Raw genomic sequence first — 15,682 nt, forward strand, 5'->3', positions numbered from 1 at the left:
TTAATGGATAAAACTTGCTTTTTATGAGTTGTCTTTATTACATGATTGCCACAATTAACTTGAATTACCACTAAATAACAGTGTGGCAAGTTGGGATGCCGAACCAGCGACAACAACGCCAACTGCCCATCGTATGAACGTACTTTTTTCGATGTAGCGCCCCGCATAAGCAATTGCTAGACATAAAAGTATAACACCAGCGGCAATAGGGATAAGTACGTTTAAGTCCTTCTTTAAACCCTCTAAAGCTTTATTTGCATTTTTTAAAGTTGTTACTGCGGCATAAGCAGAACTATCCGTAAAAAATACAGTTAAAGATGCAGAGATTGGGATAGTTTTATTACGAATTATTGTTTTAAGAATATTTAATTGTTTCATATTTCACTCTTATTAAGCTTCTAAATAAAATTTTATATTATATATTTTCAGTATAAGTGAAACTGTTATTATTTTATTATAACTAATGGATAAATTTTGCTTTTTATAAATTATCTTTATTACATGATTGCCACAATTAAACTCTATCAAATAACAGTTTAGCAAGTTCAGCTGCTGAACCAGCGACAATAACGCCAACTGCCCATCGTATGAATGTACTTTTTTCGATGTAGCGCCCCGCATAAGCAATTGCTAGACATAAAAGTATAACGCCAGCAGCAAGAGGAATAATAATCTTTAAATCGCCCTGTAATTTTTCTAAAGCATTCTTTGCATTTGTCAAATGAGTCACTTGGGCATATGCAGAGTTATTCATAAAAAATACAGTTAAAGCTGCAGAGACTGGGATAGTTTTATTACGAAATATTGTTTTAAGAATATTTAATTGTTTCATATTTCACTCTTAGTAAGCTTCTAAATAACATTTCATATTGTATATCTTCAGTATAAATGAAACTGTTATTAGTTTATTATAATTAATGGATAAATTTTGCTTTTTATAAATTATCTTTATTACATGATTGCCACAATTAAGGTCTAGAAAATAACAGTGTAGCAAGTTGGGATGCTGAACCAGCGATAACAACGCCAACGGCCCATCGTATGAACGTACTTTTTTCGATGTAGCGTCCTGCATAAGCGATTGCTAGACATAAAAGTATAACGCCAGCAGCAAGAGGGATCAGTTTCTCTAAATCCTCCTTCAAGCCCTTTAAAGCCTTATTTGCATTTACCAAAGTTGTCGGGTCATTAGCAGCAGCAGATACAGAACTATTCATAAAGAATACAGTTAAAGCTGCAGAGATTGGAGTAGTTTTATTACGAACTATTGTTTTAAGAATATTTAATTGTTTCATATTTCACTCTTATTTAAGCTTTTAAATAACATTTCATATTGTATATCTTCAGTATAAATGAAATTTCTATTGGTTTATTTATAATTAATGGATAAATTTTGCTTTTTATAAATTATCTTTATTACATGATTACCACAATTAAGCTGAACTACCACTAAATAATAGTTTAGCAAGTTCAGCTGCTGAACCAGCGATAACAACGCCAACAGCCCATCGTATGAACGTACTTTTTTCGATGTAACGTCCTGCATAAGCGATTGCTAGACATAAAAGTATAACGCCAGCAGCAAGAGGAATAATAATCTTTAAATCGCTACTTAAACCGTCTAAAGCCTTCTTTGCATTTGTCAAAGTTTTCGGGCTTTGATTAGCATATGCAAAATCATTCATAAAGAATACAGTTAAAGCTGCAGAGATTGGAGTAGTTTTATTACGAACTATTGTTTTAAGAATATTTAATTGTTTCATATTTCACTCTTATTAATCTTATAAATAACACTTTATATTATATATCTTCAGTATAAATGAAACTGTTATTGGTTTATTTATAATTAATGGATAAATTTTGCTTTTTATAAGCTGCCTTTATTACACGATTGCCACAATTAAACTCTCTTAAATAATAGATCAGCAAGTTCAGCTGCTGAACCAGCGACAATAACACCAACTGCCCATCTTATGAATGTACCTTTTTCGATGTAACGTCCTGCATAAGCGATTGCTAGACATAAAAGTATAACACCAGCAGCAAGAGGGATAATAATTTTTAAATCGTCCCTTAACCCCTCTAAAGCCGTCTCTGCATTTTTTAAAGTTGCTACTGCGGCATAAGCAGAACTATCCATACAAAACACAGTTAAGGCTGCAGAAAATACAGTAATTTTATTGCGAGCTGTTGTGCGAAGAATATTTGATTGTTTCATGTTCTTTATCCTGATTAAGATTAAAACTCCCACAAATAACCCCTCTTTCATGAAGAAACTTAAAAAGATATTTTGGGTCAGCCCAAGTTCTTAATTTTCCTCTTTGTGTAAGTAATGTATATTTATTAGGTTTTCCGGTGATTGGATCATCGGCAACAAACGTAAAATACCATTCCCTTTCCGAGCGCATAACAACTGTAATTTCACGTGCCGCTCTCTGACTAAATGCTATATCAACGCTGTTTTGTTCTATCATTTTCATTCTTTTGCCCTCAATTAGAAGAGATTTTGTCTAATCTTACTAATTAGAGCTTTAATATTTTCTTATCTAGCTTTCATTATACTACCCTACCAAAATTCTAGTTTTCACTTATAAAAATACCAGTTATCACTCTAGTTGCTTTGCCGATGAAGCAGTATCTTCCGTGGCAAAAGCATCACGGCCATTACTTTCTTTATGCGCAAACGCATCTTCTAATTCCTCTGAAGAAAGAGGAAGAGAATCTACTTTAGTTGCCTGCTCCGGTTCTCCTTTTTTAAGCCTTACAGGCTCCTGTAAATCTTCATCACTTTGCGCAGCAGCTTTTACCCCGATATATGAAGCAACTATCTGCATATCAGTATCACTGTTTAAGTTTTCTGTGTTGTAAAAACTCAGTGTAGACCGCAATGTTACTTTTTCAAAGATACACTTTGATGTTGTTTGCTCATAACAATAAGTTAAAGTGCTTTGTCTAGACGCAAGATTTCTATAAAAGTCAAATGCTCCAAAAAAAGAAAGCCATTTCATATTTTCAACATCAATTTGCTCAAAAATTACGTCAAAATTATGTTTATTTTGTTTAAACTGTTCAGTTATTGCTGTTTCTTTAGCTTCTTCTCTAAGCATAGATAACTGAGGGAATAATTTATCATTATTACCTGTTATATAAGCATTATTCCGCGCTTTTTGTTCGATGAGAGCTGAAGATACTAGACGAGGGGTATCGGATATGTATGAAGCAGTAAACATTGTAAAATCTGGAACAATCATCAGCAATACACCTTATTATGAAGAGTTTTATTGATACAGATGCCAATGCTGTTTAGTGCTTTTTGTCGCTGTTTCTTGGTTTTATAAATTTGCAAAACAAAATTATTTTGCTTAGAATATTCCTTGTGGTGGTGACTTTTTTCTTTTCTGAGAAGATTTGTAATATATATAAATATCCAAGAAGCAAGATCAGTGTATACTGTAAAATAGAGCTGACCACTCCAATTGATATTATTGGAATGAAGGAAAAAAGTACGACTTTTAAGCAATAATGATTTTGGGAACTCTCTTGAAGCTGCTTGTTTTATATAATTTCTTTGTTGCAAGAAAAAACTTAAAGAACATTTATACCAATTCAAAACTTTTTCTATTTGAGGGTAGCGCGTATTGTTATAACGAATTACACTATCATTATAGGGAGAGGGCTTGTTCTTTGTTGCATATTGCCATAGTTTATAGAGTGGTGATTTATATTTACTTTTGACACCTGATTCATGAGAGTCAGGGAGATGTGGTGGAATTTGCGCACTGCATTTTCCAATTTCAGCAACCAAACTGAAAAAGGATGCAATGGTGGAAGCTGATACACAAATAAGCAATTCTTTGTGGTACAAAACACATCTCCGTCAAAGTGATATATGTATCGTATTTTTAATTTTGATAATAAATAGACGAAAATTGTCTATAATTGTGTTTAAAATATGGCAAAGGACAATTCTTTTTTGCAAGGGGAGTAATTAAGGTGAATGATCTCAAAAATATGAATTTTGATGAATTAAAAGAGATGCGTACACAAATTGATGTGGAATTGAAAAAACGGCAAGCAAAAGAAAAGCAGAATGCGCGACGAAAAATTCTTGAAATTGCTAATACCCATGGAATTGATATTGCTGATCTTGTGAGTAAAGAGCGCCATTATAGGAACCCCAATAATCAATGGGAATTATGGAATGGGCGTGGACGGAGACCTAAGTGGATTAAAGAGTGGTTGGAGAATGGGTATACACTTGATGAACTCGAAGTAACATAACAATAGAAGTAGCATAACACATGTGCGATATTTATAAGGCAAGGGAATATCAAGAGATATGAATATGAGAAGTAGGCTCTTTTTGCTCATTTGATTGTATAAAATACTGAATAGATATATTAACCTATTGAAGTATCAAATAAAATAATAAAAAACTAAAGACAAATGTGTCTAAATGAAAAAGGTATTTTTGTCATAAGTTGGCATTATTATTACGCTTGCTAGTTTAAAACGTTATAATTGCTTTTGGCATTTGAGAGAGGGGGAACTTTACCTCTTTTTTACTCTATGCAAATAAATGGTTTTATTGATTCTTTACAAAAAAGGGTTTAAATTGAAAGAATTTATGGTGTAAGCAGTACGCCAACGCCGTGGTTACACTTGCTAGCCCCAATGTTGTGCACTCCTTGGTATAGAGTACGGAACATTTTGTTATATATCAGATTTTTAATTGTGGCATTTTCATATAAATTGAAGGGTTTCCTTTGAAAATAGAATACTTCAAAATAGGTTATACTTGTGTTGCTAATTTATATGCTTTTTAAAAAAAAATACTTTCTAATGATCTAAGGCTATTTTATGGTGCGGTTAAAATAATACAATATAAAAGTTTTTCTCTATTCTGCACCATTATTTTTAATTCAATAAAAAATATAAGTCGGCGCCATTATACACTTTTCTAACTTTCAATGTTTCGAAAGCTCTTGAGACTTGGGGGGTATGAGAGGTTTTGATTCCTTTCTTTGATCATTTGTTATCCATATTTTAATTCCATTTGTGATGCGCAAAGGGTGATTTTGATTGATTCAAAAAGAGAAAGATTGAAAATAAGGGCATTTTACGCTCTTCATTGTTCTCATTCTACATAAGAATAATGAAGTGTTCCTTATAAGTTATAGTTTGTCTGATAAAGTAAGTCTTATTTATTTTGTTTTGCTGTGAAAGAGCGCCATTTGAAGTGTTATAAGATTGCTTTCATGAGATGTTTTTTCAGTGTGTGGTGAATACTCTTAAAGTATGGCTTGTTTTTTTGCCCTATGGCTAAGTGAAATATGAGAAGGGCAAATCAAGGGAAATTTGCGTGACAAGAATCCGGATTGTTTACAGACCGGATTGAATGAAAGTCTTTGCCTTTTTGTGAGGGAGGAAAGAAGTCAAAGGTTGTGAAAAGCAAAAGGGTATGAATTTTTGCTTAAAGCGGAAAGCCGTTTAGGAGACGGGGTGCATTTGGGGTAAGGCCAGCAGCTTCTTGAATGAAATATTTTTTTATTTTTGGCGCTTGATTAACGATTCCAAGACCGGTATCGCGAAGCATTCGTAAGAAAAAGTTATCGTTCGAAAATAGTTTGTTAAGCCAATCATTGCTTAAAGCCATACGGACAATTTCAAAACGTCTCCAGCTTTGATAGCGCTCTAAAGCGGTGAGGGAGCCAATATCAAGACCTAATCGTGCTGTTTCAATAATCACTTCAGCAAGGGCAGCGCTATCGCGTAATCCTAAATTCAGTCCTTGTCCTGCAATAGGGTGGATGGTATGGGCAGCATCTCCAACGAGCGCAAAACGGGGCTGGACGCATTGACGTGTTAAAGAAAGTTTTAGCGGAAAAGCTTGACGTTCGCCATTCCAAGAGAGTTTTCCTAATCGATGACCAATACGTCTTTCAAGCTCTGTTTCAAAAATAAGTGCATCAGCTTTGAGGTAATATTGTGCGGTTTTATGATCTTCATTCCACACAATGGCGGATCGGTTGCCTTTGAGCGGGAGAAGAGCGAATGGGCCGGCCGGTAAAAAATGTTGAATTGCTTGACCATTATGGGGTTTTTCATGTTCAACTGTGCAGATGATTGCTGTTTGTTTATAGGGGTGAGAAAAGTTTTTAAGACCTGCTTTTTGGCGTAATGTCGAGTGGGCACCATTGGCAGCAATAAGCAATTTTGTTTGCCAAACCTCTTCATTATCTAAAGTGACAGTTGTGTGTTGGTTGTCTTGATGAAAATCAATGACACGAGTGTTGGCGATAACAGGGATATTGAGTTCTTTGACACGTTTTTTTAAAGTATTGATCAGTTCTCGATGTTCTACCATCGTTGCAAAGGGTTCACCAGGGGTAATGTCACCTTCAAAGGTTAAAAGAGGAGGTTTAACAGGATCATTTGTGCTTGTATCTGTGATGATCATTGAGTGAATGGGTTGCGCAGAGGGAGTGATAGAGTCCCAACATTGCAATTGTTTGAACATACGAACAGAAGCAGCAGCAAGGGCAATGGTTCGTATGTTAGAAGCAGGAATATCTCCTTGTGGAGCAGCATCAACGATTTCTATTTTCAGTTTAGGGGCTGTTTGCTTGAGTGCTATTGCAAGTGTTAAACCGACAACCGCCCCCCCTGCAATGAGAAGATCACATTGTTTGATTTTATGAGCTTTTATTTTCTTATGGGGTTTTATATCTTTATGGTGATTAGAATACACAATGCTTTTTCCATTATTTTATGGGGCTACTTCTATTATTTACGAGGATTCTTCCATTGTTTAAAGCTTGCTTTCTGTTAAAAAGAATATTTTTCTTTCAACGGATCTACACTATTTTGATTTTTACTTTTTCCCCTATTTTATAAAGAAGAGATTTCTCTTTGAAAGAAATGTCTTTTTGGTGTTAATTTCATAACAGGTTAGTGTTTTAGAGCGCTTTTGTTTTACTTGTGTGACTCACTTTACAATTTATTGGATCAGCCTTTTTTGAATGTCCTCTTTAATTCTTTTTACACTTGGTTGATAGAAAAGAAAACTAAAATCAGACAAAGATGAGAATGTATTTTTAAATTTGTATAAATGTCCTTTAAGAGGCGTGTTTTGAAAGGGTACATTAAGGATGATGGATAAGGAAAATAGTGTTCATTTGTGATGGTTAAAACGGTATTAATATTTTACTGTTACCATGGTGTAGCTTAACCTTCTGTTGAGGGGGTGATAGGGCTTATGGTAAGCTCTATAACCCATGTAAAAATTTATACATGAGTGTTTTTTGTTGTTCGTGTGATAATATTTTAGGGTAGGACTGTTTTCGTGCTTTATGTAAGGACTGGCCTTTCAGATGATGGTTTGTTAACGACATGAAGTGGGAAAAAGGCAGAATACACGAGATTAAGAAGTTGGATTATTGACAGATGATCGTTTACAGATCGGCGCTGAGTGTAGGCTTCGTCCTTTTTTAGGAGAAGGGGGAAGTTATAACGCTTTGAATATGAAAGTTTTATATTTGGAATTGATGGATGCACCGAAGTTCTTCTCCTTATGATTCATTGGAATCCCGAGATTCTCAAGGTTTTCGACTTGTTGAGATGTTTTTACGTCAGATTGGCGTATTTATTGGGCTTGGGCTTTTGGGTTTTATTATCTTTTGTGTGTTTGCTTTGGCGACGTGGAATGTTGCTGATCCCTCTTTAACCCATGCAAGTACAAATGAGGTGACAAACCTTATGGGGTGGCTGGGGGCAATTTTTTCAGATTTTATTATGCAGTTTTTTGGCTTGGCAAGTCTTGCTGTTTTGTTGCCGCCATTATTTTGGTCTTTTCTTTTATTGGCACAAAAGAATATCTACAATTTGACTTTGCGCTTTTTTTTATGGGTAGTATCAACGATTTGTTTTTTAATGGCTTTTGCCCTTATGACACCTGTTGCTTCTTTTACCCATTGGCCTTTACCTATGGGATTGGGAGGGGTTTTAGGAGATAAAGCTTTAAATGTTGCTTCTTCAATTTTTCCTCTTTTTCTTTCTTCGCTTTACAGAGGGCTCTTCAGTGTTGTTTTTATCCTTTTAGGTTTTTTTACTGCTGCTTTTGCTGGTAATGTGATATGGCGGCGTCAAGCAAAGAAAAGAAAGGAAAAAAGCATTCCAAAAAATGAAGTTGTTGATCCGGTTTTTGAGATGGAAGAAGATGTGGAATATACCGCAGAGAATGATCGTGAGAAGCATGGTTTTTTTGCCACAACTTTTGGCGCTCTTTTACATCTTTTTTATTTTTTACAAGCGCGTTTTTTTCGTTTCTTCTGTTTTAAAAGGTGTTCTCAAAGTAAGAGGCAAGGCAAGTCATTTGATCGGATTGAACCAACTTTTTTGGGTGAAAAAGAAAAGTGTGAGGAAAATCGAAGTAAAGCTCATGTTTCTTCTTCTGTTAAAAGTCGTGGTTTGAAATCTTTAACAGTTTCTTCAAATGGTGGTTTTGTTCTTCCACTTTTAGATTACCTATCGGTTCCACCACCCTCTGTTAAGGATGCAAAACTTTCTCCTGCTGCTTTGAAAGCAAACTCTCAAGAACTTGAAGGGGTTTTGTTAGATTTTGGGGTCAAAGGAAAAATTATAGATGCTTGTCCTGGACCCGTGGTCACTTTGTATGAATTTGAACCGGCGGCTGGCATTAAGTCTTCTCGTATCATTAGTTTAGCAGATGATATTGCGCGCTCGATGCGTGCGATTTCTGCCCGTGTTGCTGTGGTTCCTGGGCGCAATGTGATTGGAATAGAATTACCCAATGCAAAGCGGGAGATGGTTTATTTAAGGGAGATTGTGCAAGCGCAGGAATTTGTTGAAAGTAAAGCCAAATTAGGGCTTGCTTTGGGAAAGACTATCGGCGGGGAAGCTGTGATTGCGGATTTAGCAAAAATGCCGCATCTCTTGGTAGCTGGTACAACAGGATCGGGAAAATCTGTTGCTATCAATACAATGATTTTATCATTGCTTTATCGTATGACGCCTGAACAATGTCGTCTCATTATGGTGGATCCGAAAATGCTTGAACTTTCGGTTTATGATGGCATTCCCCATCTGTTAACACCGGTGGTGACAGATCCTAAAAAAGCTGTGATTGCGCTTAAATGGGCTGTCCGTGAAATGGAAGAACGCTACAGTAAAATGTCAAAACTTGGCGTTCGCAATATCGATGGGTTTAATGCACGTCTCAAGGAGTCAGAAGGTCAAGGAGAGACAATGGTGCGTACCATTCAAGTGGGCTTTGATCATGAGACTGGTGAGCCTCTTTATGAGACGGAAACTCTTGATTTTAGTCCTATGCCCTATATTGTTGTTATTATCGATGAAATGGCTGATTTGATGATGGTCGCGGGGAAAGATATTGAAGGCGCGGTTCAACGTTTAGCACAAATGGCACGTGCTGCCGGTATTCATGTGATTATGGCGACACAGCGTCCTTCCGTTGATGTTATTACGGGGACGATCAAAGCTAATTTTCCTACACGCATTTCCTTTTCCGTGAGTTCGAAAATCGATAGCCGCACAATTCTAGGCGAACAGGGGGCTGAACAATTATTGGGGCAAGGAGATATGCTTTTTATGATGGGAGGAGGACGTATTCAGCGTGTGCATGGACCTTTTGTTGCGGATGATGAAGTGGAGCAGATTGTGGCGCATCTTAAAGCGCAAGCACGACCTGATTATTTGGAAACAATTACCCAAGAAGTTGAAGAAGATGGTGCTGATGTTTCTTCGGCTTCTTCTTCAGCAGATGATCCCTATAGTCAAGCTGTTGCTATTGTTCTTCGTGATCGTAAGGCTTCAACCTCTTATATTCAACGCCGTTTAGGGATTGGTTATAACCGTGCTGCAACATTGATTGAGAGGATGGAAGAAGAAGGTATCATTAGTCCAGCAAATCATGCAGGGAAACGAGAAATTTTAGTTCCTGCTGAAGAAGAACGCTTTTGAAAAATCTTTATCATCATTGCCTTATTCTACCGTAGAAAGCTCGCGTCATCGTACACAAGTTCTCAATTTGTGATAGGCCTATAGCATTTGAGACTTTTCATAAGAGATATTCCTTATTTTATATCACTTTACTTGCATGTTAGCTTTTTGTAACGTGCAAGTAAATAATTTGAATTGATGTAATATATAGGGAGTATCTTGCAATCTTCAGCGTTATGATTTCAGTTAAAAAATGATGATTATATCATTATAACAATATATTGATGTAAAATAGTATCATTCGAGGTGCGGTGGTATAAAGGCATGAACGGCTTGATATTTAAGTATTTTTTCTGTTCTCGCCGTTCAACTTCACGGCGAAACTAGTTGTATCATGTGACTTGCCTATTTGCTTTTAGAAAAGGGCTCGTCTGTTGAGCTTTTGTTTAAGTGAATTGTATAGAGAGAGAAGCCAAGAGGAGCTTTCTAGAACCACAAAAGTAGATTTCGACTTCGTAAAGCGGGTTTATAGGCAGGTTTTGAGCTGTTTGTGATTCAAGCTCCAAATTGTTTACACAGCGGATTGGTTGAGAATTCTTTATTCTTTATGGGTGTATGGTAAGTCAAAGAAGCATTTTTTCCATTGAGTCATTGAAAAAAGTTTTTAGGTCCGCGAGTAATATGTTTAAAACTTAACTCCATCTGCGTATTGACTATAATTCATGTAGCTTTATGGATTAGGGATGGAAAAGAAGAGATTATACGTTTAGCCAATTAGCAGAAAAGTTAAGAAATTGGGGTGATTTCTAAAAACTCAAGAGCAGGCTTATTATTTATATAATGCATTGATTTATAATCATATCGCATTACTCATTTTGAATAAGAGACCTCAATATCGTAAGATTCTTTCATTTCAAACCTGTTTGTATCGAATTAACTAAAACTATTCGCTTACAGGTTACGGGTGGGGAGTTCTGTGTGGATAAAAATGATTGAAAAAGAACTAAAAATGTTTGTTTTGAACCGTTTCAATAGTTCAAGGGCTTGTCGCGGCATTCTAGGGTTGGCACACGTGTTTGATGGTATTGGTTTGGAAAAGAGATCGCCAAGAGATTGTAAGAAATAAAGAAGGATTTTTCGTTGGCGTTTTCTTCAATGAATGATTTCTATTGTCGAATTGTTATTGTTGTGCTTCGTAATGTTAAAGTTTCAATTTCTTATATTCAACCCTGTTTGGGTATTGGTTATAATTGAGCAGTAACATTGCTTGAAAAGATGAAAGAAGGAGGTATCGTTTGTCCAGAAAATCATAGGGTTAAGCAGAAAATTTTGGTACCTATCGAAGAAGAATACTTTTAAAAATTTTTTGATAGTGTTTTCAAACAATATCTTTATCTTATAAAGCAGGGTATTTATTCATCATTGTGATGACTTAATTATAAATGATAAAATCGATTTGATATTGTTTGGGAGCATTTTTTATGAAAACGTCTTTTTTACCGAAAAAAAGAAAAGTCTTTTGTTTTATGGGAATTCTTGTCTTTTGGTGTTTAACTTTTCCTGCTCTTTCGCAAGCATCTAATAAGGTGGCAAAAGCACAGAATATTGCTAATCACTTTGCGGCAATCAAAACAATGACAGGTGACTTTGTCCAATTTAGTCCAAAGGGGAAAATGTCTCAAGGAACATTTTATCTTGAGCGGCCGGGGAAAATTCGCTTTATTTATAAGAAAATACCTCTACAAATCATTGCGGATGGTCAATTTGTGGGTATTAACAATCGGGCTTTAAATACTTGGAACTTTTCAAAACTTTCACAAACGCCAATGAAGTTTTTGTTGGATGATAAAATTGACGTATCATCTGGGCGTTTGTTGGCATTTCGTGAAGATCCAGGGGCTGTGACGATTGTTCTGCGTGATAAAACGATTGGGGCTGGGCAAATAAGAATGGTGTTTGATTCCAAAAGCTTTGCTTTACGGCAGTGGACAATTGTTGACCAACAAAACTTGGAAACGACAGTGCAGATTATGAATGTGCGAACAGGCGTTCGTTTCGCTCAGGGAATGTTTACACTTCCTTCAAAGAAATGAAGCAATAGTGTTACGTCATTGGGATTGAAACAGATGTTCTTTCGTATTGCAACTTGGAATATTAACTCTATTCGTTTGCGCCTTGCACAGGTTTTTCAATATTTGAAATTCTTTCCGGCCGATGTTTTGTGTCTACAGGAAACAAAATGTCCTGATGCTTTATTTCCGGTGGAGGCTTTTGAAGCAGCAGGGTATAAGTATATCGCACTGAGTGGACAAAAATCTTATAACGGGGTGGCAATAGTTTCTCGTTTGCCTTTTAAAAAGGTGAACAAGCGTTTCTTTTGTCAAAATCAAGATTGTCGCTATATTTCAGTGATTGTGGAAATCCATGGTAAATTGATGCGGATTCATAATTTTTATGTTCCCGCTGGGGGTGATATTCCTGATGCTGAGGTGAATGAAAAATTTCGTCATAAGCTTGATTTTTTAGAAGAAATGTCTTTTATTCGTGCTGATCAAGAAGAGGGGCTGTCTTCTCTTTTGCTGGGCGATTTGAATATTGCTCCTTTAGCAGAGGATGTTTGGTCACATCAACAACTGTTGAAGGTTGTAAGCCATACACCCATTGAAACCGAGCGTTTACAAAATTTATGTTGTCAGGGCGGATGGGTTGATCTCATGCGGTTGCATATCCCTGTTCCCACTAAACTTTATACATGGTGGAGTTATCGTGCGCGCAATTGGGCGTTGACCGATTATGGGCGCCGGCTTGATCATATTTGGTCGTCTCCAGACTTAGCACCTTTTGTAGCGGATCTTTCGACTTTTCGTGATGCGCGCGGATGGGAGCGTCCTTCAGATCACATTCCTGTGCAAACAGTATTTGATTTTTCACGTTAATTTTGAAATAACAAGGTAAATAAAGTATTAATATTACATAACGATTCTGAAAGAATGCGGGAGACTAGATGCATATCAAAAATCTCAAAAGGGGCGCTTCTCGTGGATTGCTTTCTAGTATCTTACTTTGTTTTCTTTTGTCAGGATGTATGGTTGGTCCGAATTATCATAAGACATTTTTCTCTGTTCCCTCTAAGTGGGGACAGCAGTCTGCGCAGATATCTCAGCGTTCAATTTCCCTTGCAGGGTGGTGGCGACAGTTAAATGATCCGGTTTTAAATGTGTTAATGGATGAGGCAATTGCCGGAAATAATGATGTTGCGGTTGCCAAAGCGCGGGTTCGTGAAGCACGTGCGAGTTTAGGGCAAGTGGTGGGATCTTTGTTGCCAAGTGTGTCAAATACGATTTCAGGAACGCGTAGCGGCTCTGAACAAACTGATCCATTGAACCAGTATCGTAGTGGATTTGATGCAAGTTGGGAGCTTGATTTTTTTGGAGGGCATAAGCGAGGCGTTGAAGCGGCGCGTTATGGTCTTGAAGCTTCGGTAGAAGATATGCGTGCGACGATGGTCGTATTGTTAGGAGATGTAGCAACAAATTATGTTCAAATGCGTGGTTGGCAACAAAAGTTATTGATTGTGCGGCAAATTGCTGCAACGCAGCGCAAAACATATGAATTGATGCAGGCAAAATTAACAGTGGGTGATATTTCTGAGCTCGACGTTTCAAACGCAAAAGCCCAAATGGCCAATACAGAAGCTGATATCGCTCAGATGGAAGCAAGTCTAGAAATGAGTATGCATCGCCTTTCTGTCTTAACCGGTCGTGTGCCTACGGCTTTGAAGGACTTTTTGCAAAAAAATGCCAAACACGTAAAAATTCCACAACCACAATGGCCAATACCAGCAGGAATTCCGGCAGAAATTTTGTTGTCACGTCCTGATTTACGACGGGCAGAGCGCCAATATGCACAAGCAACAGCCCGCATTGGTCAACGTGAGGCAGAGCGTTATCCCTCACTTACATTAACGGGGAATATTTCAACAGCAGCAACAGCCATAGACCAATTATGGAAAAGTTCAACAATTGGTTGGTCTTTTGGACCTGGTCTTCGTTTCCCCTTCTTTAATGGGGGACAGATTGTTGCCTCTGTTGCGATGGCGCGGGCGCAGCGCGATCAGGCTTTTATTACTTATCGCTCTGCTGTATTAAGGGCTTTAGAAGATGTTGAAAATGCGCTCGTGAGATTAACAAAGGAACATCAGCGTTTACAAAAGCTTGTTGTTGCAAATAAAGCTTTTCTGCATTCTTTACAACTTTCACAAAGTCTTTTTGAAAATGGCAATACCAGTTTTCTTGAATTATTAAATGCTGATCGTTCCTATTATTCTGCGCAAATGGCACTTAAAGATAGCCGCATTGCTTTAGCTACCCAATATATTGCTCTGATGAAAGCATTAGGTGGTGGATGGGATGGTGTCGTTGATGTGTCACGTCCGGAAGTCGTTGATGGTGTTTCCCATTCACTTGCAAAGGTAGGGCAATGAAAAAAAGTTTCATCAAAAATTTCATTACAAAACGCAAAAAGCTTTCATTCTTTCTTATTTCTCTCTTTATTATTATCATTTTTTTCTGGCTCCGTTCCGTTTTTTTTGGAACATCCACGCCAACCTATATGACAGCTGTGGTGAAGCGTGGGGATATTGAAGAAAGTGTTTTGGCTTCTGGGATTGTGCGCCCTTATCGATTAGTGGCGGTTGGGGCGCGTGCTACAGGGCGGGTGGTATCCATGCGCGTTTTTCCAGGAAGTGTTGTGAAAGAGGGAGATCTCTTGGCAGAAATTGATCCTACAGACCAAGAAAATGATCTTAAAAGAAAAAAAGCAGCCTTAGCGCATTATCATGCAAATTTAATGGAACAAGAAGCTTATCTTGCCCTTGCGCAGAAAAATTTAGCACGGCAGAAAAAAATGATCGAATCGCGTGCAATTTCAAAAGCTAATTTTGATGATGCCGTGACACAGGTGAAAATACGCGAAGCGCAAATTGTTCAACTGCGTCAACAGATTGTACAAGCTCAAATTGATGTGGAGAGTGCAGAAGTTAATCTTGGTTATACACGAATAACGGCTCCTTCAGCGGGAACGGTTTTGGCAACAGTTGTTGAAGAAGGTCAGAATGTTAATGCTGTTCAGTCGGCGCCCACAATTGTTATTTTAGGTGACTTGTCAAAGATGACAATTAAAGCACAAATTTCGGAAGCCGATATTCTTAAAGTTCGCGCTGGGCAACCTCTTTATTTTACGGTATTGGGTAATGCAGATCGTCGTTATGAGGGAACGTTAGAAAGGGTTGAACCAGCACCTGAATCCATTCGTGCTGATGTGAGTATTAACCCTGGTTTAGGAGGGAGCTCTTTCCCATCGTCAGCAATTTATTATAATGGGATTGTGCATGTTGATAATAAAGACAACTTTTTGCGAACTTATATGACTGCTCAAGTGCATATTATTTTAGGACGTGCTCAGAATGTTTTGCTGGTTCCAAGTGATGCTTTGCGTGATGAAACAAAAGAAGGAAAAGCATGGGTTTCAGTGTTGGTGGGGGAAAATAAAGTAGTGGCAAAACAAGTGACTGTAGGGCTTAATAACAAAGTGATGGCAGAGATTGCTTCAGGGCTTGATGAGGGGGATGTGGTTATTACTGGTTCGCGCGATGGTGTGATGCCAGAAATCCCTGATGAACACAGTGAAGATGAGAATTAAG

At 37.3% G+C, this 15,682-nt stretch carries 15 protein-coding genes; 6 read left to right on the plus strand and 9 right to left on the minus strand.

Going from position 1 to position 15,682, the window contains the following annotated elements:
* Window positions 1-54: 54 nt before the first annotated feature.
* The 8 genes from trwL (FS875_RS02315) to FS875_RS02350 all read right to left on the minus strand — a co-directional run bounded on the left by trwL (FS875_RS02315) (window position 55) and on the right by FS875_RS02350 (window position 3,865).
* Window positions 55-378: a VirB2 family type IV secretion system major pilin TrwL gene (gene trwL, locus FS875_RS02315; protein ID WP_144752497.1), complete on the minus strand. Its 324-nt coding sequence runs from the start codon at window positions 376-378 to the stop codon at window positions 55-57.
* Window positions 379-514: 136 nt separating this feature from the next.
* A complete protein-coding gene (gene trwL, locus FS875_RS02320) occupies window positions 515-832 on the minus strand; it encodes a VirB2 family type IV secretion system major pilin TrwL (protein ID WP_144752500.1) in 318 nt (105 codons plus the stop codon).
* 136 nt (window positions 833-968) lie between these two features.
* On the minus strand, window positions 969-1,295 hold the full coding sequence (gene trwL / locus FS875_RS02325; RefSeq protein WP_144752503.1) for a VirB2 family type IV secretion system major pilin TrwL: 327 nt from the start codon (window positions 1,293-1,295) through the stop codon (window positions 969-971).
* Window positions 1,296-1,433: 138 nt separating this feature from the next.
* The gene (gene trwL / locus FS875_RS02330) at window positions 1,434-1,763 is read right to left on the minus strand and encodes a VirB2 family type IV secretion system major pilin TrwL (protein WP_144752506.1); all 330 of its coding nucleotides are present in this window, start codon (window positions 1,761-1,763) and stop codon (window positions 1,434-1,436) included.
* Window positions 1,764-1,900: 137 nt separating this feature from the next.
* Window positions 1,901-2,218, minus strand: coding sequence for a VirB2 family type IV secretion system major pilin TrwL (gene trwL, locus FS875_RS02335; RefSeq protein WP_144752509.1), 318 nt, complete (start codon window positions 2,216-2,218; stop codon window positions 1,901-1,903).
* The gene (korA, locus tag FS875_RS02340) at window positions 2,178-2,480 is read right to left on the minus strand and encodes a KorA family transcriptional regulator (RefSeq protein ID WP_144752512.1); all 303 of its coding nucleotides are present in this window, start codon (window positions 2,478-2,480) and stop codon (window positions 2,178-2,180) included. Before korA ends, trwL (FS875_RS02335) begins: the two co-directional genes overlap by 41 nt.
* Before the next feature lie 126 nt (window positions 2,481-2,606).
* Window positions 2,607-3,251 (minus strand): lytic transglycosylase domain-containing protein, encoded by a 645-nt coding sequence (locus tag FS875_RS02345; RefSeq protein ID WP_144752515.1) that lies wholly within the window; start codon window positions 3,249-3,251, stop codon window positions 2,607-2,609.
* Window positions 3,251-3,865, minus strand: a complete 615-nt coding sequence (locus FS875_RS02350; RefSeq protein ID WP_144752518.1) for a hypothetical protein — start codon at window positions 3,863-3,865, stop codon at window positions 3,251-3,253. The genes FS875_RS02345 and FS875_RS02350 overlap by 1 nt, the downstream gene beginning before the upstream one ends.
* Window positions 3,866-3,993: 128 nt before the next feature.
* Here FS875_RS02350 and FS875_RS02355 point away from each other — a divergent pair, with 128 nt between their 5' ends.
* Window positions 3,994-4,281 (plus strand): H-NS histone family protein, encoded by a 288-nt coding sequence (locus FS875_RS02355; protein WP_120121343.1) that lies wholly within the window; start codon window positions 3,994-3,996, stop codon window positions 4,279-4,281.
* A 1,192-nt stretch (window positions 4,282-5,473) separates the two neighbouring features.
* Here FS875_RS02355 and FS875_RS02360 read toward each other — a convergent pair.
* Window positions 5,474-6,751: a ubiquinone biosynthesis hydroxylase gene (locus FS875_RS02360; protein ID WP_144752521.1), complete on the minus strand. Its 1,278-nt coding sequence runs from the start codon at window positions 6,749-6,751 to the stop codon at window positions 5,474-5,476.
* Between the two features lie 800 nt (window positions 6,752-7,551).
* On the opposite strand from FS875_RS02360, the gene FS875_RS02365 reads away from it, so the two are divergent.
* The 5 genes from FS875_RS02365 (at window position 7,552) to FS875_RS02385 (ending at window position 15,681) form a co-directional block, all read left to right on the plus strand.
* Window positions 7,552-10,002, plus strand: coding sequence for an FtsK/SpoIIIE family DNA translocase (locus tag FS875_RS02365; protein ID WP_144752524.1), 2,451 nt, complete (start codon window positions 7,552-7,554; stop codon window positions 10,000-10,002).
* 1,460 nt (window positions 10,003-11,462) lie between these two features.
* Window positions 11,463-12,074 carry a LolA family protein gene (locus FS875_RS02370; protein ID WP_144752527.1) on the plus strand — a complete coding sequence of 204 codons (612 nt, stop codon included), beginning with the start codon at window positions 11,463-11,465 and terminating at the stop codon, window positions 12,072-12,074.
* A 33-nt stretch (window positions 12,075-12,107) separates the two neighbouring features.
* The gene (locus tag FS875_RS02375) at window positions 12,108-12,917 is read left to right on the plus strand and encodes an exodeoxyribonuclease III (RefSeq protein WP_144752530.1); all 810 of its coding nucleotides are present in this window, start codon (window positions 12,108-12,110) and stop codon (window positions 12,915-12,917) included.
* 68 nt (window positions 12,918-12,985) lie between these two features.
* Window positions 12,986-14,464, plus strand: coding sequence for an efflux transporter outer membrane subunit (locus tag FS875_RS02380; RefSeq protein WP_144752533.1), 1,479 nt, complete (start codon window positions 12,986-12,988; stop codon window positions 14,462-14,464).
* On the plus strand, window positions 14,461-15,681 hold the full coding sequence (locus FS875_RS02385) for an efflux RND transporter periplasmic adaptor subunit (protein ID WP_144752536.1): 1,221 nt from the start codon (window positions 14,461-14,463) through the stop codon (window positions 15,679-15,681). Before FS875_RS02380 ends, FS875_RS02385 begins: the two co-directional genes overlap by 4 nt.
* Window position 15,682: the final 1 nt, after the last annotated feature.

This window comes from Bartonella saheliensis (genome assembly GCF_902162175.1).

Excerpts from the sequence above, each read along its gene's own strand:
- FS875_RS02345 (WP_144752515.1), bottom strand. The coding sequence starts at position 3,251 with ATGATTGTTCCAGATTTTACAATGTTTACTGCTTCATACATATCCGAT.
- korA (WP_144752512.1), bottom strand. The coding sequence starts at position 2,480 with ATGAAAATGATAGAACAAAACAGCGTTGATATAGCATTTAGTCAGAGA.
- FS875_RS02385 (WP_144752536.1), top strand. The coding sequence starts at position 14,461 with ATGAAAAAAAGTTTCATCAAAAATTTCATTACAAAACGCAAAAAGCTT.
- trwL (WP_144752497.1), bottom strand. The coding sequence starts at position 378 with ATGAAACAATTAAATATTCTTAAAACAATAATTCGTAATAAAACTATC.
- trwL (WP_144752500.1), bottom strand. The coding sequence starts at position 832 with ATGAAACAATTAAATATTCTTAAAACAATATTTCGTAATAAAACTATC.
- trwL (WP_144752506.1), bottom strand. The coding sequence starts at position 1,763 with ATGAAACAATTAAATATTCTTAAAACAATAGTTCGTAATAAAACTACT.
- trwL (WP_144752509.1), bottom strand. The coding sequence starts at position 2,218 with ATGAAACAATCAAATATTCTTCGCACAACAGCTCGCAATAAAATTACT.
- FS875_RS02365 (WP_144752524.1), top strand. The coding sequence starts at position 7,552 with ATGCACCGAAGTTCTTCTCCTTATGATTCATTGGAATCCCGAGATTCT.
- FS875_RS02375 (WP_144752530.1), top strand. The coding sequence starts at position 12,108 with ATGTTCTTTCGTATTGCAACTTGGAATATTAACTCTATTCGTTTGCGC.
- trwL (WP_144752503.1), bottom strand. The coding sequence starts at position 1,295 with ATGAAACAATTAAATATTCTTAAAACAATAGTTCGTAATAAAACTACT.
- FS875_RS02370 (WP_144752527.1), top strand. The coding sequence starts at position 11,463 with ATGAAAACGTCTTTTTTACCGAAAAAAAGAAAAGTCTTTTGTTTTATG.
- FS875_RS02380 (WP_144752533.1), top strand. The coding sequence starts at position 12,986 with ATGCATATCAAAAATCTCAAAAGGGGCGCTTCTCGTGGATTGCTTTCT.